General features: G+C 62.7%; 17 protein-coding genes. 10 read left to right on the plus strand and 7 right to left on the minus strand.

Annotated features, from left to right (window positions below):
- Nucleotide 1: 1 nt before the first annotated feature.
- Nucleotides 2-1,045, minus strand: a complete 1,044-nt coding sequence (locus ACWTU9_RS06895) for a LacI family transcriptional regulator (RefSeq protein ID WP_454586054.1) — start codon at nt 1,043-1,045, stop codon at nt 2-4.
- A gap of 396 nt (nt 1,046-1,441) precedes the next feature.
- Here ACWTU9_RS06895 and ACWTU9_RS06900 point away from each other — a divergent pair, with 396 nt between their 5' ends.
- From ACWTU9_RS06900 to mgrA, 7 genes are all read left to right on the plus strand, one after another.
- Nucleotides 1,442-2,683, plus strand: a complete 1,242-nt coding sequence (locus ACWTU9_RS06900; RefSeq protein ID WP_454586053.1) for an ABC transporter substrate-binding protein — start codon at nt 1,442-1,444, stop codon at nt 2,681-2,683.
- 82 nt (nt 2,684-2,765) lie between these two features.
- Nucleotides 2,766-3,659 (plus strand): carbohydrate ABC transporter permease, encoded by an 894-nt coding sequence (locus tag ACWTU9_RS06905; protein WP_454586052.1) that lies wholly within the window; start codon nt 2,766-2,768, stop codon nt 3,657-3,659.
- Complete coding sequence (locus tag ACWTU9_RS06910; protein ID WP_455857654.1) at nt 3,652-4,587, plus strand: carbohydrate ABC transporter permease; 936 nt, start codon at nt 3,652-3,654, stop codon at nt 4,585-4,587. The genes ACWTU9_RS06905 and ACWTU9_RS06910 overlap by 8 nt, the downstream gene beginning before the upstream one ends.
- Before the next feature lie 5 nt (nt 4,588-4,592).
- Nucleotides 4,593-5,687 (plus strand): ABC transporter ATP-binding protein, encoded by a 1,095-nt coding sequence (locus ACWTU9_RS06915; protein ID WP_455857655.1) that lies wholly within the window; start codon nt 4,593-4,595, stop codon nt 5,685-5,687.
- Between the two features lie 76 nt (nt 5,688-5,763).
- Nucleotides 5,764-6,510: a sugar phosphate isomerase/epimerase family protein gene (locus tag ACWTU9_RS06920; protein ID WP_455857656.1), complete on the plus strand. Its 747-nt coding sequence runs from the start codon at nt 5,764-5,766 to the stop codon at nt 6,508-6,510.
- Between the two features lie 12 nt (nt 6,511-6,522).
- The gene (locus ACWTU9_RS06925; protein ID WP_455857657.1) at nt 6,523-7,665 is read left to right on the plus strand and encodes a Gfo/Idh/MocA family protein; all 1,143 of its coding nucleotides are present in this window, start codon (nt 6,523-6,525) and stop codon (nt 7,663-7,665) included.
- A gap of 57 nt (nt 7,666-7,722) precedes the next feature.
- Complete coding sequence (gene mgrA, locus ACWTU9_RS06930; RefSeq protein ID WP_455857658.1) at nt 7,723-8,769, plus strand: L-glyceraldehyde 3-phosphate reductase; 1,047 nt, start codon at nt 7,723-7,725, stop codon at nt 8,767-8,769.
- 83 nt (nt 8,770-8,852) lie between these two features.
- Here mgrA and ACWTU9_RS06935 read toward each other — a convergent pair whose 3' ends face one another.
- Nucleotides 8,853-9,944 (minus strand): S1 family serine peptidase, encoded by a 1,092-nt coding sequence (locus tag ACWTU9_RS06935; RefSeq protein WP_455857659.1) that lies wholly within the window; start codon nt 9,942-9,944, stop codon nt 8,853-8,855.
- Nucleotides 9,945-10,331: 387 nt separating this feature from the next.
- Between ACWTU9_RS06935 and ACWTU9_RS06940 the strand changes: the two genes are divergently transcribed.
- Together ACWTU9_RS06940 and ACWTU9_RS06945 are read left to right on the plus strand one after the other, a co-directional pair.
- On the plus strand, nt 10,332-11,411 hold the full coding sequence (locus ACWTU9_RS06940; RefSeq protein WP_455857660.1) for a trypsin-like serine peptidase: 1,080 nt from the start codon (nt 10,332-10,334) through the stop codon (nt 11,409-11,411).
- A 154-nt stretch (nt 11,412-11,565) separates the two neighbouring features.
- On the plus strand, nt 11,566-13,401 hold the full coding sequence (locus ACWTU9_RS06945; RefSeq protein ID WP_455857661.1) for an MORN repeat-containing protein: 1,836 nt from the start codon (nt 11,566-11,568) through the stop codon (nt 13,399-13,401).
- 22 nt (nt 13,402-13,423) lie between these two features.
- Here ACWTU9_RS06945 and amrB read toward each other — a convergent pair whose 3' ends face one another.
- The 5 genes from amrB to ACWTU9_RS06970 all read right to left on the minus strand — a co-directional run bounded on the left by amrB (nt 13,424) and on the right by ACWTU9_RS06970 (nt 21,606).
- Nucleotides 13,424-15,082 carry an AmmeMemoRadiSam system protein B gene (amrB, locus tag ACWTU9_RS06950; protein ID WP_455857662.1) on the minus strand — a complete coding sequence of 553 codons (1,659 nt, stop codon included), beginning with the start codon at nt 15,080-15,082 and terminating at the stop codon, nt 13,424-13,426.
- A gap of 65 nt (nt 15,083-15,147) precedes the next feature.
- Complete coding sequence (locus ACWTU9_RS06955) at nt 15,148-18,171, minus strand: caspase family protein (RefSeq protein ID WP_455857663.1); 3,024 nt, start codon at nt 18,169-18,171, stop codon at nt 15,148-15,150.
- 11 nt (nt 18,172-18,182) lie between these two features.
- The gene (locus ACWTU9_RS06960; RefSeq protein WP_455857664.1) at nt 18,183-18,908 is read right to left on the minus strand and encodes a DUF4760 domain-containing protein; all 726 of its coding nucleotides are present in this window, start codon (nt 18,906-18,908) and stop codon (nt 18,183-18,185) included.
- Nucleotides 18,905-19,285: a hypothetical protein gene (locus ACWTU9_RS06965; RefSeq protein ID WP_455857665.1), complete on the minus strand. Its 381-nt coding sequence runs from the start codon at nt 19,283-19,285 to the stop codon at nt 18,905-18,907. The genes ACWTU9_RS06960 and ACWTU9_RS06965 overlap by 4 nt, the downstream gene beginning before the upstream one ends.
- A 101-nt stretch (nt 19,286-19,386) precedes the next feature.
- A complete protein-coding gene (locus ACWTU9_RS06970; protein WP_455857666.1) occupies nt 19,387-21,606 on the minus strand; it encodes a caspase family protein in 2,220 nt (739 codons plus the stop codon).
- Between the two features lie 291 nt (nt 21,607-21,897).
- Here ACWTU9_RS06970 and ACWTU9_RS06975 point away from each other — a divergent pair, with 291 nt between their 5' ends.
- On the plus strand, nt 21,898-22,302 hold the full coding sequence (locus ACWTU9_RS06975) for a Fur family transcriptional regulator (RefSeq protein WP_454586038.1): 405 nt from the start codon (nt 21,898-21,900) through the stop codon (nt 22,300-22,302).
- The last annotated feature ends 93 nt before the right edge of the window (nt 22,303-22,395 follow it).

The raw sequence follows: 22,395 nt of genomic DNA on the forward strand, positions 1-22,395 counted from the left end.
ATCAGCCGCGGTAGGCGACGACGTCGCCGGGCTTGACCACAGTCTGCAAAGAGCCGGGCGCCGCGCCGCCTATCCACCCCAGCACGGCGCGGGCAAGCTCGGTGCCTGCCAGGCGGAAGTCTTCGTTGACGATCAGCAACTCCCGGCGGAACAGGTGCAGCAGCTCCGACGACTGTTTGGACACGACGTCGACGTCGCGGCCGAGTTTCAAGCCGGCATCCTCGATGCCGGCAACGATGGCCAGCGTTGCCGCGGCGGCGCTGCTGACGAAACCATCCGGCCGGACGTCGCGGCGCATCAGCTGCGCGGTCCGCGTCCTGATCTGATCGATCGACTGGTCGATTGAAACGGTGTTGAACGGCACTTCGCTGGCGTCGACCTCGCCCAGCGCATCGGCAAAGCCGTTCACCGTGTGGCCGTAATAGGTGAGCCCCACAGGCGGTGTCACGAGCGCCAGCCGGCGCCGGCCGATGCCGGCCAGATGGCGCACCGCCTCGGCGGCGAAGGCGTAGTTGTCGAAGTCGTGATAGGGGTGCACCAGCCCCATATCGGTGCGGCCATGCGTTGCAAAGGGAATGCCGCGCTCCAGCATGTAGCGGGCGCGTGGGTCATTGGGCTGCGTGCGCGAAATGATGACGCCGTCGGCCGAGCCGGACTCGACGAGGTACTTCACCGGATCAAGCGGATCCTGCGAGCGCGAATAGGGCGTGACGATCAGGTGATAGGGCGTGTCGGCAATGACCTCCGAGACGCCGTAGATGATGTCGGAGACGAAGCTCATGATCTCGCGCTCGGTGTTGAGCACGAGGCTGATGACGTTGGTCTTGCCGGTTCTGAGGCGCACGCCGGCGCGGTTCGGCCGGTAGCCGATCTGCCTGGCGACGAGTTGGACGCGCCGCCTGGTCTCGGCGCCGATCTCGGGTGCATCCTTGAGCGCGCGCGAGACGGTGGTGACGCCGAGCCCGGTCATGAAGGCAAGCGTCTTCAGCGTCGGCCGCTCATGCGCCGACGCTTCGTCGTCCTTGTCCGTCTGGTCCCTGTCCATTCGTCCCGCCCCATCAGGCGCATAGCAGCCGCCGGGCCTGCCGACAATCGTTCCATGACGATGCGGCAAGGCCGTTCACCCGCCAAGCGTCAAATATACTGAAACGTTACAGATTGCCAATCTTGCCACCGCAGACCGCCTCAATTCATGCTTCTGGCAGGGTTTTCGGTCCAAGTCGAAGCCAGGCGAGAAAACGAGGCTTGGGATGGATCTCTTGCACTGCAGCATGATTTTGCAGCGCAGCAGCCAATTTTGTGATGAATTTGCCGGCTTGCGAGCAAGGAATTTGTTCGCGCCTCGAAAAAATATCGAACCAGCTTCCACCGAGGGGTTGCGCGCACCGCACAATTGCCGTATCGAAAATCTGTAACGTTTCAGATTCTGGGAGGAACCGAAATGCGCTATAAACTCTTGACCGCTGCTTTTGCAGCCGCGACGGCCGCGCTGCAGTTTGCCGGCCCCGCAGCCGCGACCGACCTGGAAGTCACCCATTGGTGGACGTCCGGCGGCGAGGCGGCGGCGGTTGCGGAACTCGCCAAGGCGTTCGATGCCACGGGCAATCACTGGGTTGACGGCGCCATCGCCGGGTCCGGTGGTACGGCGCGGCCGATCATGATCAGCCGCATCACCGGCGGGGATCCGATGGGCGCCACCCAGTTCAACCACGGCCGGCAGGCCGAGGAGCTGGTGCAGGCCGGCCTGATGCGCGACCTCACCGATGTCGCCACCAAGGGAAAGTGGACGGAAATCGTGCGGCCGAAGAGCTTGCTCGACAGCTGCACCATCGACGGCAAGATCTATTGCGTGCCGGTCAACATCCATTCCTGGCAATGGCTGTGGCTGTCGAACGCGGCCTTCGAAAAGGCCGGCGTGCCGGTGCCGAAGAACTGGAATGAATATGTGGCGGCCGCCCCTGCGCTGGAGAAGGCAGGCATCATCCCGCTCGCCGTCGGTGGGCAGCCCTGGCAGGCCTCCGGCGCCTTCGACGTGCTGCTCGCGGCTGTCGGCGGCACCGATACCTTCCTCAAGGTCTACAAGGACAAGGACGCGAAATTCGCCGCCGGGCCCGAGGTCGCCAAGGTGTTCAAGGCCGCGGACGATGCCCGCAAGATGGCGAAGAACACCAATGTGCAGGACTGGAATCAGGCAACCAATCTCGTCATTACCGGCAAGGCCGGCGGCCAGATCATGGGCGACTGGGCACAGGGCGAATTCCAGGTCGCCGGCCAGACCGCCGGCAAGGACTATACCTGCCTTCCGGGCCTCGGGCTGAACGAGGTGATTGCCACCGGCGGCGATGCTTTCTACTTCCCGCTGCTGAAGGACGCCGACAAGTCCAAGGCGCAGGAAGTGCTGGCCGAAACGCTGCTCGATCCCAAGACGCAGGTTGCCTTCAACCTGAAGAAGGGCTCGCTACCGGTGCGCGGCGACGTCGACCTGCAGGCGGCGAATGACTGCATGAAGAAGGGCCTCGACATCCTGGCCAAGGGCAGCGTCATGCCCTGGACCGACCAGTTGATGTCGCAGGACAGCCAGAAGCAGAAGGAGGATCTCTTCTCCGAATTCTTCGCCAAGCCGGACATGACGGTCGAAGAGGCGCAGAAGCGCTTCGCCGACCTTATCGCTTCGGCCGACTAAGGCCTGAGCCAATCCTCCCCGGTCCCGGCCTTGCCACAAGCAGGGCCGGGACCCTCCCGCCCTTACCCACCCGGCTGACGAGATGAGCAAGAGCGAACGCCCCAACCCGCTGTTCCGCAACCTCAATGCGAAGGTCGCCTCGATCCCGATGATCCTCACCGCGTCGGTGGTCTTCGTTGGCGGCACGTTGTGGACGGTGCTCTATTCCTTCACCAATTCGAAGCTGTTGCCGCGGCTGAATTTTGTTGGACTCGATCAGTACTACCGGCTGTGGTCGACACCGCGCTGGCTGATCTCGATCGAGAACCTGTTGATCTACGGCGCGATCTCGCTGGTGTTTTCGCTGGTCATCGGCTTCCTGCTTGCGGCACTGCTCGACCAGAAGATCCGCTTCGAGGACACGTTCCGCACCATCTTCCTCTATCCGTTCGCGCTTTCCTTCATTGTCACCGGTCTGGTCTGGCAGTGGCTGCTCAATCCCGATTTCGGCATCCAGCGAGTGGTGCAGGACCTCGGCTGGACGAGCTTCAGCTTCGACCCGCTCTATAACTCAAGCATCGTCATCTACGGCATATCGATCGCAGCACTGTGGCAAGGCACAGGGCTCATCATGTGCCTGATGCTGGCCGGCCTGCGCGGCATCGACGAGGACATCTGGAAGGCGGCGCGGGTGGACGGGATTCCGATGTGGAAGACCTATCTGTTCATCGTCATTCCGATGATGCGGCCGGTCTTCATCACCACGCTGGTCATCATCGCTTCGGGCATCGTCAAGGTCTACGACCTTGTCGTCGCCCAGACCAGCGGCGGCCCCGGCATCGCCTCCGAAGTGCCGGCAAAATACGTCTACGACTATATGTTCTTCGCCCAGAACCTCGGCCAGGGCTTCGCCGCCTCGACCATGATGCTGCTCTCGGTGGTGATCGTCATCGTGCCGTGGGCCTATCTCGAATTCGGAGGCAGGAAGCGTGGCTGACCCGGCCGTCTCCTTGCCCGCCGGCGCGGGTGCCACCGAGCGCGAAGCCCTGGGGCCGCGCGGGCCGAAGCCGCGGCATGTCTTGTCGCGCCGTAACATCTTCCTCTATGGCACCCTGATCGTGATGGCGGTCTATTATCTGCTGCCGCTCTACGTGATGGTCGTCACCTCGCTCAAGGGCATGCCCGAGATACGGCTCGGCAATATCTTTGCACCGCCGCTCGAAATCACTTTCGAGCCGTGGGTCAAGGCGTGGGCGACGGCCTGCACCGGCCTCAATTGCGACGGGCTTTCGCGCGGCTTCTGGAATTCGGTGCGCATCACCGTCCCCTCGGTGCTGCTGTCGATCGCGATTGCCTCGGTCAACGGCTATGCACTCGCCAACTGGCGCTTCAAGGGGGCCGACACATTCTTCGTCATCCTGATCGTCGGCGCCTTCATCCCCTACCAGGTGATGATCTATCCGATCGTCATCATCCTGCGCGAGATCGGCCTCTATGGCAGCCTCAGTGGGCTGGTGATCGTGCATTCGATCTTCGGCATGCCGATCCTGACGCTGCTGTTCCGCAATTATTTTGCCTCGATGCCGGAAGAACTGTTCCGGGCGGCGCGTGTCGACGGCGCCGGCTTCTGGGGCATTTTCCTGCGCATCATGGCGCCGATGTCGCTGCCGATCTTCGTCGTCGCCATCATCCTGCAGGTGACCGGCATCTGGAACGACTTCCTGTTCGGCGTCGTCTACACCCGCCCCGACACCTATCCGATGACGGTGCAGCTCAACAACATCGTCAATTCGGTGCAAGGCGTGAAGGAGTACAACGTCAACATGGCCGCCACCATCCTGACCGGCCTTGTGCCACTCATCGTCTACTTCATTTCCGGCAAGCTTTTCGTGCGCGGCATCGCCGCCGGCGCGGTGAAAGGGTGATGGCGATGACGGCAGCCAATGGCACCAGCGTTTCGATCCAGGATCTGTCGCTGAATTTCGGCTCTGTATCGGTGCTGCAGACGCTCAACCTCGATGTCGCCGAGGGCGAGTTCATCGTGCTGCTCGGCCCCTCGGGCTGCGGCAAGTCGACCTTGCTCAACTGCATCGCGGGCCTGCTCGACATTTCCGACGGTCGCATCTTCATCAAGGGCAAGAACGTCACCTGGGAAGAGCCCAAGGACCGCGGCATCGGCATGGTGTTCCAGTCCTATGCACTCTATCCGCAGATGACGGTGGAGAAGAACCTGTCCTTCGGCCTGCGCGTTGCCGGCGTGCCCAGGGACGAGATCGCCAAGCGCATCGCGCGCGCCGCCGAAATCCTGCAGATCGAGCCGCTGCTGCAGCGCAAGCCCGCAGCCTTGTCCGGCGGCCAGCGCCAGCGCGTGGCGATCGGGCGGGCGCTGGTGCGCGACGTCGACGTCTTTTTGTTCGACGAGCCGCTGTCCAATCTCGATGCCAAGCTGCGCTCCGAACTGCGCGTCGAGATCAAGCTCCTGCACCGCAAGCTGCAAAACACCATGATCTACGTCACCCACGACCAGATCGAGGCGATGACACTGGCCGATCGCATCGCCGTCATGCGCGGCGGCGTCATCCAGCAGCTCGACGCCCCGCAGACGATCTACAACCGCCCGGTCAACCGCTTCGTCGCCGGCTTTCTCGGCTCGCCGGCGATGAATTTTCTCGAAGGGGAACTGGAGGCCGGTCCGACGTTCAAGACCGACGGTGTTTCGGTGCCGCTCGAGCGCTATGCCTTTGACGGTACGCAGCGTCCGACCGGAGCTTGCGTGCTCGGCATTAGGCCTGAACACATCGCCTTCGGTGACGCGGCTAAGTCGATGCCGTTTTCCGCCACCGGTTCGGTCGAGATCGTCGAGCCGATGGGTTCCGACACGCTGGTATGGACCAAGCTCGGCGGCCGCAACCTTTCGTTCCGCGTCGAGGCGGAAAGGACGCTGAATAGCGGCGACCCGGTCCAGTTCGGTTTCGATCCGGCGCGCGCTTCGCTGTTCGATGCCGCCACCGGCAACCGCCTGTAACTTTCGACAATCATCCCAATCACATCCCCCAAGAACGGTCCCCCAAGACCCACCACCCAAGAAACGGACAGAGACGATGAACTGGTCATTCCAACTCTACAGCGCCCGCAATTTCCTGCCTTGGGACGGCATCCTGAAAATGCTGGGCAAGGTCGGCTACAAGGAAGTCGAAGGCTTTGGCGGCGTCTATGACGACCCCAAGGCGTTCCGCGCCGAACTCGACAGGAACGGGCTTGCGATGCCGACCGGGCATTTCTCGATCGACGCGCTGGAGAATGATTTCGACGGCGTGCGCAAAACAGCCGATGCGCTCGGCATCACGCTGGTCATCTGTCCCTATCTCGTGGCCGAGCAGCGGCCTGCGGATGCGGCCGGCTGGCGCGGCTTCGGCGAGCGTCTGGCCAAGGTCGGCGAGACCGCAAAGAAGGCCGGCTACGGCTTTGCCTGGCATAACCATGATTTCGAGTTCAAGAAGCTCGCCGACGGCTCGGTGCCGCAGGACCACATCCTGTCGGCAGCGCCCGATATCGGCTGGGAAATGGACGTCGCCTGGGTGATCCGCGGCGGCGTCGATCCGCTTTCGTGGATCGAAAAGCACGGCAAGCGCATCAGCGCCGTCCATGTCAAGGATATGGCCAAACCGGGCGAGGGCCTCGACGAAGACGGCTGGGCCGATGTCGGCCACGGCACCATCGACTGGGCCGGCCTGATCAAGACGCTGCGTGCCAAGAGTACGGCCAAATACTACGTCATGGAACAGGACAACCCCAACGACATCGAGCGCTTCGCCAGCCGCTCGCTCGCATCCGTCAAGGCTTACTAGGAACAAATCATCATGGCAAAGAAACTGGGTATCGGCGTCATCGGCTGCGGCAACATCTCGAAGGCGTATTTCTCGCTGGCGCCGCTGTTTCGCGGCATCGAGATGCGCGCCTGCGCCGACATCAACATGGACGCGGCCAAGGCGCGGGCGAAGGAGTTCAAGCTGCGCGCCGAGACCGTCGAGGAACTGCTCAAGGACGACGAGATCGACATCATCGTCAACCTGACCATTCCGGCGGTGCATTACGAGGTGTCGAAGCAGATCCTTGATGCCGGCAAGCACGTTTATTCGGAAAAGCCGTTCGTGCTGTCAGTCAAGGAAGGGCTCGACCTGAAGAGCCGCGCCGAGAAGAAGGGTCTGCGCATCGGCTCGGCCCCCGACACCTTCCTCGGCGGCGCGCACCAGCTGGTGCGCAATCTCATCGACACCGGCGCGCTCGGCAAGATCACCAGCGGCACCTGCCATGTCATGGGCCACGGCATGGAGCACTGGCATCCCAATCCGGACTTTTTCTTCCAGCCGGGCGCCGGACCGGTGCTCGACATCGGACCCTACTACATCACCAATCTGATCCAATTGATCGGGCCGGTGAAACAGGTCGCGGCCTTTGCGACAACGCCGGCCAAGGAGCGGACAATTTCATCGAAGCCGCGCGCCGGCGAAAAAATCCCGGTCAACACCCCAACCACCATCCACGGCCTATTGGAATTCGAGAACGGTGCGGTGATCACGCTCAACACCAGCTGGGACGTCTGGAGCCATGGCCATGCGCCGATGGAACTCTATGGCGAGGCGGGTACGGTGTATGTGCCGGATCCGAATTTCTTCGGCGGCGACGTGCGCATCACCGAGGCGGCCAAGCCGGTGAAGAAACTGCCGAAATGGAAGCATCCGTTCGGCGTGCCCAACGAAATGCACGGCCAGGGCATGATGGCCAACTATCGCACCGCAGGCCTTGCCGACATGGCGCTGGCGATCGCCGAGGGCCGCCCGCACCGTTGCTCGATGGAGCTGGCGCTGCATGCCGTCGACGTCATGACCGGGCTGCTGCGGTCGGGCGAGACCGGCAAGTTCGTCGCCATGCAGACCAGTTGCGAGCGGCCGGCTGCACTCCGCGTCAAGGACGCAAAAGGGCTGTTGGCGAAGAAGAAATGAGGTAGAAGGGTGTCGGCGCGGTCGCGCCGACACCCATTCAATCCAGGATATGTCCCCATGCGCTGGCAGCCGGCTGAAAACCGCTATGAGAAAATGCTCTACAACAGGTGCGGGCGATCCGGCCTGAAGCTGCCGGCGATCTCGCTTGGCCTGTGGCACAATTTCGGCAACGACACGCCGCACAAGACCAAGCAGGCGATTGCGCGCAAGGCGTTCGATCTCGGCATCACCCATTTCGATCTCGCCAACAATTACGGTCCGCCGCCCGGCTCGGCCGAGACGGCGTTTGGCGAGATATTGCGCACCGATTTCTCCGGCTATCGCGACGAACTGATCATCTCGACCAAGGCCGGCTACGAGATGTGGGCCGGTCCTTACGGCGAGTGGGGCAGCCGCAAATATGTGCTGGCCAGCCTCGACCAGAGCCTGAAGCGGATGGGGCTCGACTATGTCGACATCTTCTATTCGCACCGCTTCGACCCCGATACGCCGCTGGAAGAAACCATGGGTGCGCTCGATCATGCGGTGCGTTCCGGCAAGGCGCTCTATGCTGGCATCTCGTCCTACAATTCGCAGCGCACGCGCGAGGCGGCCGACATATTGAAGCAGCTCGGCACGCCCTGCATCATCCATCAGCCGAGCTATTCGATGCTCAACCGCTGGGTCGAGGAGGACGGGCTGCTCGACACGCTGGAAGGGCTCGGCGTCGGCTCGATCGTGTTCTCGCCGTTGGCGCAAGGCATGCTGACCGACAAATATCTCGGCGGCATTCCCGAGGGCAGCCGCGCTTCCCAAGGGAAGTCGCTGCGTCCCGCCTTCATCAACGACAAGACTATCGCCAACATCCAGGCGCTGAACGCGATTGCCGGCAAGCGTGGCCAGACGCTGGCGCAGATGGCGCTGGCCTGGGTGCTGCGCAAGGCCCGGGTTACCTCGGCGCTGATCGGCGCCAGCCGGCCGGAACAGGTCGAGGACTGCGTCGGTGCGCTCAAGGTGCTCGAGTTCAGCGACGCCGAGCTCGCCGAGATCGACACTTACGCGCGGGAATCCGACATCAATCTGTGGGCGGCTTCGGCGGAGCGCAAAGGGCCGCCGAGGAAGTAAGACAGCCGGCAAACGATACGAACGAAAACGGCGGGAGAATCCCGCCGTTTTACATTTTCATGAGACGATGAGCCGCTCTCGCCTCAGGGCTTCTTGGCTGTGCCGAGACCAGCCTTGGGCGCAGCGGCGGCAGCCGGAGCCGCGGTCTTCATCTTCTCCTCGATCCAGCCGGTGTAGTTGGCCAGCCGCGTGTAGATGCCATAGGCGTTCTTGTGGCCGCAGGCGGCGGTGCCGTCGGACGGACCTTCGCCCCAGCTGACAACGCCAACCTGCACCGGACCGTCGGCGCCGGTCATGAACAGCGGTCCGCCGCTGTCGCCGTTGCAGGCATCGCGTTCGCCGCTGTCGGTGCCGGCGCAGATCATGTTGTTGGTCAGCGGATCGGACATATCGGCGGCAATCGCATTGGCGGCGGCATCGATGCCCTTTTCCGAATAGCGCATGCGGTGTGAGAGATCGCTGAGCGCCGCCTTGAGGTCATGCGCGTAGATCGACTTGATGCCGCTGTTGCAGGCAGCACTGGGCTCGAGATCGAGATCGGCGACCATCAGCGCGGTCGGGAAGGTGCCGTCCTGCATCTTGCCCCAGCCGATGACCGTGGTCTTGCCGCTGTCGGGTGTCGGCTCATTGGTGATCTTGATAACCGGCGCATCAGCGGGCTCCGCCAGCCGGAGCAGGCCGAGGTCGTTGTCCAGCGTCTGTTCGCTGTAGCCCTCGTTGACGATGACCTCGACCACCTTGTAGCGCTTGCCTTCGGTGAGGTCGGTGGCACCGGTCAGCACCGTCACCGTGTCGGGCGAAATCGGCCGGCCCTTGTCGTTGAGGCAGTGCGCCGCCGTCAGCACCCATTGCGGTGCAATCAGGCTGCCGCCGCAAAATTGCGCGTTCGGCTGCGAGGCCGGGCTGGGGTCCAGCCGCGCGGTGGTCAGCAGCGCCACCTGGAACGGATAGGCGCCCTTGTCGGCTTCCTTGCCGCCATAGACGCGGTCGGCGCCGTCGGGGTTCTCGGCCTTGGCCTTGTCCCTGGCTTCGGCGACGCGTTGCATCGGCGAGACCGCCGCTTCCGGTCTGACGGCGGCGTCGGCCGCCTGCAGCGCGTTGACGGCGGGAAAGGCGGCTGCGATGCCCAACAGCGATGCAGTGGCGAGCGGCCTGAACCGATGGATAATGTTCACCTTGAAACCTCCTGAGACGACAATTGCCTGATGAGGTCGCCACGAAGCAGGATCGGCAGAAGTGGGTTGGTTCGTCGATCGCCCAGATCGAACGGCACCCGCGCGGTCATAAAACCGAAATACCACTTTTGCTAATCGTGCCCAGTCGGGCAGAACCCACCCCAAACCCTATAGCCCCCCACGGGCTACGTGGAAGCGATTTGTCATTGCCAATGTTGAATTATTTTAGGCAGTATATCGACGCGGATGCGTTTGGCGGAGGGAGGCCGTTCGGAACGATGATCCGATACGGGCGGGTAACCAAACTGATTTCTTAACGCCACCACGATCTCGACAATATTTCTGTATTTTGATCCACTCCTTGCTGACTTTTGGGAGAGTCTCACCATGACGAAACTGACAAGCACTATCATTGCGTCCGCATTGCTTTCCACCGCACTGTGGGCGATGCCCGCCTTCGCCGCCGATCCTGGTTCCGCGAATGCCGGCAATGGCGAAAGCATGCGCGATCTTGGCACGGGCGACTACCAGCCCGGCCGGGCAAAACCGATCGCGCCGCCGAAACTGACTGAAGACGAAGCCAGCCGGGCGGCGCCGCTGACCGACGAGGGGACGGCGGTCAAATCCTATGGCATCGTCGGGCGTTCGGCCGATGGCAAGGACATCAAGATCGATGCCGACGAGACGCTGAAGGACCTTGTCATCAAGGAACTGAATGCGCCTGCCAACGCACCGGCCGCCGACAAGACCGGGCTGACGGGCGGCGACGAAGCCGGCCGCCAGGTGTTCGGGGCCGACGACCGCGAGCAGATCAAGAACACCAAGACCTACCCGTTCACCGCGATCGGGTATATCGAAGGCAAAGCCAAGAGCGGCTATGGCAGCTGCTCGGGGACCTTGATCGGTCCGCGCACGGTGCTCACCGCCGCGCATTGCCTCTACAGCAATGAAGACAAGGCCTGGCTCGACGACGTCATCTTCGTGCCGTCGCTCAACGGCAACACGGCCGACGACGCACCGTTTGGCGCTTTCAGCTATGAGAGCGTCTATATCCTGCAGGGCTTCATCGACAATTATCAGGGTTACTACGGCTCGGTCATTCCGTGGGACCTCGGCATTATCACGCTGAAGCAGGATGTCGGCACCAATCTCGGCTGGCTGGGTTATGCCAACTATGAGAATCTCGGCGATTTCACCGCCAACATCGTCGGATATCCCGGCGACAAGCCGATGGGCACGATGTGGAAGGCGACCTGCGAAGTGCACGCCGAAAATATCGGCGCGGAGTATTTCCAGTACGACTGCGATACCTATCCGGGCTCGAGCGGCAGCTCGGTATACGCCTATGACAATGGCGCCAAGCAGCGGGTTGTCACCGGCGTCAACGTGGCCGAAAGCCCGAATGCCAACACGGCCGTGCGCCTGAACGCCGCCAATGTGGAGTGGATCAACAGCCTGTACAAATAAAGCCGCCTGATCTTTCGCCGGCAAACAGTAGCGAAGACTGGCAATACCAGACCGGCGGCGGGACTTTCCCACCGCCGGTTTTTTGTATCGAAATCACTCCCTTGCACAGTTTTACAGTGGCGCTTACGCTGGGCGATCCAAGGGGTTGGGAACGATGGCGCGGGCAGGGGTGATCTTCGGGGTCAAAGCAATTGCGGCTGCATCCATGCTGGCCGCGCTGTCATGTTTTCCGGCGGCGGCCGATCAAGGTGGCGCATCACCTGGCGCCTGGGCCGAGCGGGTGCAAATCCTCTATCAGAGTCAGACGCGCTCGGTGCTGCGCAAGAACGTCCGGGTCTGGGATTTCCATCCGGAACTCGGTCTCGACTTCGTCTGGGAGCCGGCCGCCGGCCAGTCTCCGGACCGGACGGTTGCCGCCGACGGCACCGTCAACGGCAAGGGCAGGCTGGTCTGGCGGGTACGCGGCTCTGCGAGCTATGACCCCAAGACCATCTATTCCAGCTATTTCGGCGAGATCAAGAATGGCCGGCCCGATGGGCAGGGCCGGCTGGAACTGCGATCAGGCGAGATACTCGACGGGCATTGGGTCGCCGGCCAGCTCGACGGCCACGGCATCCATGTCGACGCCGACGGCAATCGCTATGAGGGGGAATTCAGCGCCGGCGTGCCGAATGGCAGCGGCCGGCTGGAGACGAAGACGGGCGAAATATTCGTCGGCCCGTTTGCCGATGGGCTGAAGAACGGCAAAGGGCGAACCCGGCTGCCGGGCGGCACCGTCTACTGGTCGCAATGGGCGATGGGCAAGGAGATCGGCGGCGCGCGCCCTGATGTGCTGGCCGATGCCAGGGTGGGCGGGCTGCTCAAGGCGCAGACCGGCAGCGGTGCCGCGGACAAGGTCGAGATCGGCATTGCCGTCGACCAGCGCATGACGCAGCAGGCCGACATGCAGTACCAGCATCTGGTGCGCGACGACGACATCGCGATCTATCCGGTGTCGGACCAATACAATGACGCCTGGAATGGCACCGGGCAGCTCGGCCCCGGCAATGTCTATGACGGCATGGACTGGGAGACGGCGCCGGCATTCGCCGAAGTCGACCTCAAGACCACCGATCAGTCGCGGGTCAAGCTCGACAGCCTGGAAATGAAGGTTGCCTCCAGCGAAGCCTACCGCAAGCCGATGCTGTCGATCAGCGAGCATTATGGCTGCGTCGGGTTCCGCCCGGACTTCTCGATCGTCAACAATGGCTGGGGCGACGTGAAAGACATGAAGATGTCGATCCAGTTCACCAGGACCGACGAGGAAGACAACGCGACCGGCGAGCCGAGCCGCATGTTTACAAAAGACATCGGCACTTTCGGCGATGGCGTCGATGTGTCGGTCAAGAATGTGCTGGCCGAGGCCGGCGTCGACACGACAACGCTAGAGACCCAGCGCTTCACTTGCCCGTCGAGGGACGCGCTCGACGTCTGCCGCGCCCAGGTCGCCAACAAGGTCAAGTTTGGCGACGTCGCCGATTACGTCAACGGCAGCGTCGAGAAGATGAGCGTGACCGGGATCGGCAAGCTAGACTATTCCTGGGCCGACGATCAGGGCGCTGTTTACCAGCAGAGCGAGCCGTTTCGCGTTGTCGTCTCGCTGGTCAGCATCGAGGTTCCCGAATCGCTGGCCGAATGCGGCGATGGTGGCGGTGCCTCGCCCGAAGCCCTGCGTTACCAGAACATCGAATTTCCGATCGGCAAGACCGATTACAGCATCGCCATGCCGGTGCGCGGCAACAAGAACCTCAGCAGCTATACGGCGCGGCTGAAGATGTGGTCGTCTATGTCGTCGGTCCATCGCTTCAGCATCGCCGCCCATTTTGCCGACGGCAGCACGCGCGAGAGCAAGCCGGCGACCTTCTTCTATTTCCGGCCGAAGCAGTCCCTGTTCGAGACCAGGACCAAGCCGGCGGTGTGCTATCTGCCGGAAGATCTGCAGGGGTGTTGATACGCCGCTTCCCGGAATTGCTCTATTTCGAGCCCATCTCGAAATAGTTGGGCAGCGGGATCAGCCTGGCAAAGATCGTGCCCTGACTGAACACCCTGAGTTCCAGCATGGATCCGGACGATCGCTCGGCCTTCTGGTCGAACAGGAAATTGCCGAGCGAATAGATCTCCGCCACATCGCCGCCGGCGAGCGGAAGGATTGCTTCGCTCGACACATGCGGGTGCCCACCGACGATGGCTGACACGCCGCGCAGCCGCATCTGGTCGGCCAGCGTCTCTTCGCGCAGCGATGGCTCGGTCTTGTATTCGCGGCCCCAATGGACAAAGGCAATCACCGGCCGCTCGGCATTGTCGTGCAGCAGCCGGTCGAGCAAGGCAGGCGTCAAAAGGTCGGTGTTTCTGGAGCCATTGGTGTCGATGTCGGTCAGCCCGACAAGGTCGAGGTCGGCAAGCGCCAGCGTCTCGCTTTGGCCGAAATGGGCGATACCGGCCGCATCGAGTGCGCCCAGCGTCTCGGCGTAGCCTGACGGGCCGAGGTCGTAGGCATGGTTGTTGGCAAGACTGACGGCGGCGACATGCAATTTCCTGAGCATGCCGATGGCGAGATCGGCGGACATGGCCAGCGTCATGTCGTCGATCGCTTCTGGAACGTTGGGCAGGATGACGCCTTCGAGGTTGACGATCAGCGGCCGGGAGCGGGTCAAAGCAAGCACGCTGTCGACGATCTTCTCGGTGACGCCGTCGCGGACCAGGATCTTCTTCATGGCGCGGCCGAAATTCACATCGCCGGCGAAATAATAGAGCTTGTCGTCGGGTCGGGTCGGGTTGTTGAAACCGGGGCCGAAGGCGCCAAACAGTGCCACGACATAGCTGGTGGTGCGCTCGACATAGTCGCTCGAATGCGCCTGCGAATTCTCGTTGGCGACGACCAGCGGCGCAGCACCAAACAGTTCGCGCTGCAGCCTGGTCTGGATGTAGAGCGCACCGACGGAATCGGCGTGATCCGGCTGTTGCAGCGCCGCGATGCCGTCGAGCGAACCGGTGGCGAGTATGTTCAGCGTCTGCTGATCGAAACGCCTTGCCTCGTGCTGCGGCAGATAGTGCGAGAAGTCGGTGGATTCGACGATCAGCGTGTCCTTGTCGACGATCACCTTCAGGGCCTCAGCCAACCGGTCCCAGTCGCCACGTCTGGCCTTGACCGACATTGCCACCGGCACAATTTCAGCTTCGGGAAAATAATGATGCAGGAAGGGCAGCATGGCCTGCACGCCATGCTCCTTGGCGAACAGGCAGGAGTCTTCGACCGTGTCGCTGTTCTCCTCCAGAAGTCGCACGGCTGCCGTGTCGGCCAAGACCGGGCCAAGCACCGTCCCGAAGCCGCGCGTCGTGGTGGCGAAGAGTTTTTGCGTCTTGTGAAAATGGTCCGGCGACAGGATGACGATGCGCTTGTAGTGGAAGCCGGATGCGGCGTGGAAACCGAGCGCGACGAGATCGGCGACCAGCAGATGGTGCGGCACGGTGATGCCGGTCAGCCGCTGGTTGGAGGGCTCGATTTTGGCGACGGCTGTGATGGCGTCGGTGAAGAGGGCGGGGTTGTCGTAGAAGGCTGGGAAGTCTGCGTTGCCTGGCGGGCAGGGGATGGGGGCGGCGAGGGCGGGCAGCGTGAAGATGAAGGTGAACAATGCTGCTGCGACTGACAGCCAAGTTCGCACCCAGAGGGGGGTGCCTGGGCGCTGACGGTTCACTCTCACGGCTCAGCCAAAACAATGTTTTCGACACCGCCGACATAATAGAACGGCTTTTGCTTCGACGCGGTCAGCCTCAGCACTTCGCGCGAGATATAGTCGGCGAGGCCGAACAGCGTCACGCCGCCATCCGATGTCTTGGCCCGGCCGCGCAGGCCTTCGAGGATCGAATAGGTGAAGACGCCATGGCCGAGCTCGGGCAGTTCGGCGGCGGTGTTGTTGGCGGCGGTGGCCGAGAACACGACGATGCGGGCGTCCTGCGCGTCCTTTTCCAGGCGCGGGTTGAAGGCGTTGGCGGCATGGCAGGTGTCGAGCAGCATGAAACGCATGCCCTTGGCGCGCTCGACCGATTTCTGGATGTCGCCCCAGTCGACCAGCGAGGAGCGCTTCCAGCGGTCGGCGTCCTGTTTGCGGCCATCGGTCGGGATGAAATAATAGTCCTCGTCGATGTTGATGCCGTGGCCGGCGACGAAGATGATGGTGGTATCGTTCTCGCCGGGCTTGTTGAGGAAGTCGGCGAGCTGGTCGTCGATCGTGTCGGAGTCCGGTTCCAGGATGCTGTCGGCGCTGGCGACCTTGAACACGTCCTTGCCGGCGCCGGGCGCCTCGTCCAGCGCTTCGCGGTTGACCAGCACCAGCGTTTCCATCGACGAGAACAAGGGGGCCGATTTCTGCGAGATCACCTTGAGGAACTCCGTCGCGTCATCGACGGGGTAGCGCAGATCGCAGGCGCGGCCGGCGCAGGCATCGGTGAGGAAGGGATATTTGTCGACGCCGATCACGGCGACATAAAGCTTGCCCCTGTTGGCTTGCTTCTCGGTTTTCCTGGCCAGGGCTGTGACGCTGCGCTCGGTCAGGTAGCCGAATTCGTTGGTGCCGGTGATGCGGATGGTGTTTTCGCCACTCTCGACCGGCACTTCGACGATGGTGCTCTTGCCGCCATCGACCGAGCGTTCGGTGACATCGCCGACATTGCGGCTGTTCGACAGGATCGAAAACCCGGCGACATCGGCACCAGCTTCGGCTGCCCCAGTGATCTCGACGGCGACATAACCTTGGCGGACATTGCTTTGGTCGGCGGCAAGCTTGATGCCGAATTCCGGCGGCTTGCGCTCAAGCAGCCTTTCCAGCTGGCGGTCGACGCCCGGGCGCATCTCCTGCACCGCCTGTTCGGCGCTGCCCAGGATGATGGCCCGGCGCACCATTTCCGGGCTCCAGAGATACTTCTTCAGCTGACCGGCGCTGACGAAGCGCCCCTCATGGTCACGGCCCTGGTTGACCTGCCAGCCGATCAACTTGTCGCCATTGGCCGAGGAATAGTAGTAGCCCTGCGGCATCCAGACGATCCATTCGGAGCCGGCAAAGAACATCGACACAATCAGTTTGTGCGTCTTCAAATTCCACAACCGCAAGGTCTGGTCGGCGCTGCCGGTGACCAGCAGTCCTTCCTTCCCGGAGGCGGCAATAGCGTTGATTTCGCCGGTATGGCCAGTGAATTCGCCTGACACCTCGGCGGTCGCGGTCTTGTATTCCAGCAGCGTCCCGTCACTGCCGCCGGTGATCAGGCCAAGGCCGTTGCCGATCAGCGTATAGGCCGAATGGACGAAGCCATTGGTGGCGGCATTCTCTATGCTGTGCACCACCTTGCCGCCGCTCGAGAGTTCCAGCACGGAATTCTCCAGGCCGTCCTTACCGCCGGGAACAGCGCGAAGCGACCACCGACTGTCGGCCAGCACGGCGCGGGCAAAGGCGCTCTGTTGCGCCAAGGCCTCCGGATCATCGAAGAACCGGTCGACCGTCGGTAGTGCCAGCGTCTTGTCCAGCGTGCCCTGGAGTTCAGGACAGGACACGCGTTCGGGGCAGGGGTTGGCGTTGCCCCAGGCGACAGAATTGCTTGCCGCATCGATACCGACCGCCGTCACCGGTTCGCCGACCCCTTGCAGCAGCGCCTTGCGCTCGCCCGTCGCGGGGTTCCAGACCTGGATGGCATTGCGCGTGCCGCCTGCCGTCGCCACCAGCGAGCCGTCGGCATTGCTGGCGCTGGCAAAGACCGTGCCGTCATGGCCGCTATAGTCGAGCACCTGCTCACCGCTGTCGGTATTCCAGACCACCGTGCGGTGCTTGTCGGCGCAGCGATAGCTGCAGGATGCGACAAGCCGCGAACCCGCAGAGAAGCTCAGCGCGCCGATCTGGAAATCCTGCTTCGGCATGGCGCGGACGAACTTGCCGTCGCTGGCCTGCCATAGCTGAACATCGCCATCCTTGCTGCCGGTGGCGAAGAGGTTCCCGTCCAGCGAGACAGCAAGTGCGGCGACGCTGACGTCGCGCAGCGGCTCGGCCTCGGCGGGCAGCGGGATTTCCTCTGACTTGGCGACGTCCCAGAGCCTTATGCCATTGTCGGTCGTCGTCGCTGCCAGCCGGGTTCCCGCGGCGGCAAAGCTAAGCTTTTCGACACGCCAGGAATCGGCATCGAGTTTTTCGGCCAGCATCCAGCCCGAGGCGGATTTGTCATCCACGCGCCAGAGATAAACGAAGCCATCGCCACCGCCAGCGGCCAGCATGTTCCCGTCCGGCGAGAAGGCGACATCATAGACTGCGTAGTCGGCGCCCTTGAGCACGGCCTTGATCTTGCCGGTGGCGAAATCGAACAGCCTGATATCGCCATAAGGCGGCTTGTCGCCGATGCCGGCGCCGAAATAGCCGCCGGCCGCGATGGTCTTGCCATCCGGCGACACGGCGATCGCAAAGATCTTGCCGTCATTGCCGTTGCCGAGATAGCCGCGGATGGTGCGCAGCGTGACGGCGCTCTGCCAGTCCCAGATGCGGATGGTCTTGTCGTCAGACGCCGAGACCAGTTCCTGACCGTCCGGCGTGAAGGCAAGGTCGGAAACCCTGGCGCTGTGACCGCCGGTGTTGAGATCGAGATGGAAATCGAGGTCTTCGGCACGCGCGGTCGACGCCAGCGCCACAAGACCGATCAGGATCAGCCACCGGAAAGCACGCAAGGGGAGAGAGCTGCCCGGCATCTTGTGCGCCGCTATTTGGATTCAGTGGACGGCGGCGACCCGTGGCGCACATAGTTCTCGATCGCCTGGGCATAATTCGCGGAACCGGTCCTGCGTTCCTTTTCTATGTAGCCGGCAAAGTAGCTCCAGAACGACACGGCATAGTCGCGGAAATAGGCATCGGCGACATCGCGCGAACAGAGCTTGCCCTCGACGCAGATGGAGAGACGGTTGAGGAAATAGACGATGCGGTCGAAATTGTCGTTGAAATCGGCGACAGACATGGTCCCGCCGCCGGCCGTCATCGCCTCGATGCCGATGCGTTGCCGAAACACCTGCTCCTCGGTCGGCGATGGCGTGGCGCTGAGCAGATTGTCATATTTGGCGTTGAGCGCCGCCAGCCGCTCCTTGAGCGCGCGTTGCGCCTGCTGAAAATCCTTGCTTTCCCAGAGCTCCACCAATGACATGGTCTGCTCGACGCGCTTCTGTTCCTGGTTTGCCAGAAACTGAAGGACCGAGAAACCCAGGGTGAAGATGATCGCCAGGCGCACGGCGAGGCCCGACCAGGCGTAGGCGAGCATGCGCCAGTCGCGATCCGTGAACGGGTTCGATTCCTTCTTGATCTCGTGACTGCTGGGCCACGGAAAGCCTTCGGTGGTCTCGGGCAAGCTCTCCGGCTTCTTGGCCGGTGCCGGTGCTGGAGCCGGCAGCGATGCGGCCGGCGACTTTTGTGTTGCAGTGCCCCCCGGCTTTTTCATCCGCAGCTGTCCAGTTGTATGGTGGCGGAGGGATCGAGCACGATGCCGGGCGCCTCCAGCTTCTTTTTCAGACAATCGAGCTGCGTGTGCGAAATCATGAACTGTACGTCCGGCTCGGCAGCCGCCTTGTTCGGTGACGGCAAGGGCTCGACTACGCCGCGCGAGGCGCAACTGGAGAGATCGACGACGACGGCCGTGCCGCCGGTCTTGGCGATCTGGTCGTACTGGTCGAGAAAGCAGGTGGCGAGCTCGGAATTGGTGACGATCTGCTTGGCACACAGGCCGCAGTTTTCGTCCGCCGAGGCACTGGCAACCAGCAACAGGCCGGCGGCAAGGCCGGCAGTCGCTGCACGCCAGGAAAGCACGAGGATAGTCACTGAATTCCTCATCTGTTGCGTGTCGCGGCACATCGAGGCGCCGCGAGCCGGGAAATGTTTCACCATATCATGCCGGTAGCGCAAGAGCCGACAAAGCATGTTCAGGCGCGCGGCACCGTTTCCATCGGGAAGATCATCACCGCGCCCTTCGGACCGGTCTTGTCGGCAAGCCGCATCACCGAGCGCGTCGCCGGCGCTATGCCGATGTCGGCCAGCATGTCGGAGAAGCCGGGTGTTCCCGAAGCTGCCCGCGTCACGGCGCGGACACCTTCCTGGGCGAGAAAGCTCAGATCCTCTTTTTCGCTCTGGGGCGGCGCCTCGGTCAGCACGGCAATCATGCGCTCCATGCCGAAGCTGGTGTCGGTGAAAGCAAGCAGACCTTCCTTCAGGCCCTGGTCGGCCTGCTGGTTGATCGGCGCCAGCCGTTCGGACACGATGTGGGTGATCGAGTAGTCGCTGCCGATATAGAGCACGTTGATGTCGACAAACTCGTCGGACTCGTTCCTGGCAGCAATATGCACCTGATCGCCCGGCGAAACGCGTGGCACGGTCGAGGATTCGATCGGCTCCATCGCATCGCTGTCCTGGCGCTTGATCAGAAACTGGACGCTGACTTCGTCCGGCCGGTAGTCGCAAGCGGCGGCGAGCCGCGACAGGCCCGTGGCGCGGAAGATGGTGGTCAGGTTCTTGGCGGTGTTTTCCGCGAGCTTCTCGCGGCCATCAGGATGGATGACGATGCGCGGCGGCATGCTGCCGTCCTTCAGGCTGATGTCGCCGGACGCTGGCAGGAACCACAGCGCCGGCTCTTCGGTCGCATCTGCCGCGGCGCCGGCAATGGATTTTTCGCGCAGCACCGCAAGGCGCAGATCGGCGCTCCTGCCGGGCTCGACCAACGCGATATGGAAGCCGGAATTCGGCTTCGCCGCCAGTTCGTCGAGAACCGAATTCACCAGCTCGGTTTCCTTTTCGAGGCCCGGGGTTGCCGCCGGCTTTGCCACCAGCAGCTTGTAGTCGACGGCGAGTTCGGCGACGCGCGCATACGCGCCGGCAGGCACGGCCGTCGGCGCAAGCGCCGGCTTTCCGTCGAATTCGACCGGCTTGAGGTTGCTCTCCAGGTTCCTGGCCGATTGCACTTCGAGATAGCCGACCGCCTCGGAGAGCTTCGACAGCGCCGAAGGCAGAATGGCTAGCTTGCTGCCGGGGGTCAGGCCTTGCAGCAGCCCGGCGCCGATCGCGACATCGCCGTCCTTGACGGCAATCGGCCATTGCATGACCGCGTCGGTCTTGTCGGTGCCGAACACGCGGGCGTCGAGCTCGCCCTCGAACAAAGGCGTCGGCCTTGTGCGGCCGTCGGCCGAATATTGCTGCAGCACGGCCTGGCCGAGCTGGCGATAGGTGACGTTGGGGTTCTCGGCCAATTTCGACAGGATGGTGAAGGTGAACAGGCCGAAGCGCGGCGCGTCGGGCGTGCCCTTGGGCAGCGGCATTTCGGGCGTCGTCTCGACCGTCTGCGCGGCATAGAAAGCAACCAGCTTGCCCCTGGCGATCGGCTCGGCGCCGGTCGGCATCAGGTTGAAGGCCGGCTTGCGCCCGCCATTCTCGTCGAAACCGCGCGATGCGCTTGCCGAGATGTCGTCATAGGCCTTCACGGCCGCTGCTCTCGCCGCATCATCGCCGCCGACGAGATCGGCGAACTCGACCTTGCGCTCCAGTTCGTCATCGACTTCCGCGGCGCGCGTTGCGGTGCCGGAATGGCAGCAGTCGAACACGACCCATACAAAGGCGCCCTTGTCGCGTATGGCGTCGAGCGCGGCGCCGACCTCATTGTCGACGAGTGCGTTGGGCACGCCTTCTTCGCGGTTGATCCACTTGTCGATGTCGGAGGGAAGGAAAATCTCGTCGAGCCCGTCGGTCTCGTCGCCGGCCTTGGCCTGCGGCTGCTGGGCGCCGTGGCCCGACAGATGCAGATAGACGAAATCGTCGCGTTGCACCTTGCCGGCGAGGTCGGCAAGAGCGGCCTTGATCGCCGCATGCGTCGGCGGGCCGTTGGCGCCTTCGACATCCTTGGCGAGCAAGGTCACGTTCCCGGCCGCGAATTTGACCGGATCGGGCGTGTTCTTCAGGAGATAGTCGCGGACCAGACCGGCATCGTTCTTCGGCCCGATCAGCCAGTTCTTCTGCGGCAGGTTGGGATAGTCGGTGCAGGCGACCAGCAGCGCATGATAGGTACGCGAGGCGGCGAGGGCGCGGAACGAGACCGTACCGGCGGCCACAAGCGCCGACGTGCCGACGAGCAGCGTGCGTCGTGTCAGTTTGATCATGATTGCTTCCCCAAGCCCGATCGAATTTGCAAGTGCGGCACCTTTCGTCGCGAATTTTGTCAGTATTTTGAAGGTGGTTGGTGCCGTCAACCAGCGGTAGCGGTGATGACGTCGATGGCGATAACGGAAACATTGGCAAAAAGCCCGTTTCATCGCTATCTCAAGGGAATTGAGACCGTCGCATGGCAGAAATAATGTGGCGTCTCCAAGTGAAGAGATAGAGCATGATGTCGTCCGAAAACCGCTTCACACTTTTCGGCATCATGCTCTGAACGATCGGAAAACAGGATCATGGCGGCAAGGGATGTGCTGACGAAGAATCAGCTGAGCGTGCTCGAGAAGCTCGAGGCCGCCAGCGGACCTCTCAGCGCCTATACGCTGCTCGACCAGTTGCGCGAGCGCGGTTTTCGCGCGCCGCTGCAGGTTTACCGGGCGCTCGACAGTCTGGTGAAGTCAGGCTTCGTGCACCGGCTCGAAAGCCTCAACTCCTTCGTCGCCTGCGCCGAGCCGCACGACCACAGCCATTCGATGACCGCCTTTGCCATCTGCGATACATGCGGGCAGGTGACGGAGATGTCGGATCACGATGTCGATCACCGGCTCGATGAGTGGGTTCGATCGACGGGGTTTGCCGCCAAGAAGGCGGTGATCGAGTTTCGAGGCGTGTGTGCCAAGTGTCGGGCTGAGGCTGCTTAGGTACGCCGATATTCAGGTGAGGCCGGCCTGCAAATGGCCGATACCTGCGCTTGCGGTGCTCACGTACGAAAAGTACGCTCCGCTCCGGTTCTC

This window comes from Mesorhizobium sp. 128a, from assembly GCF_053848025.1.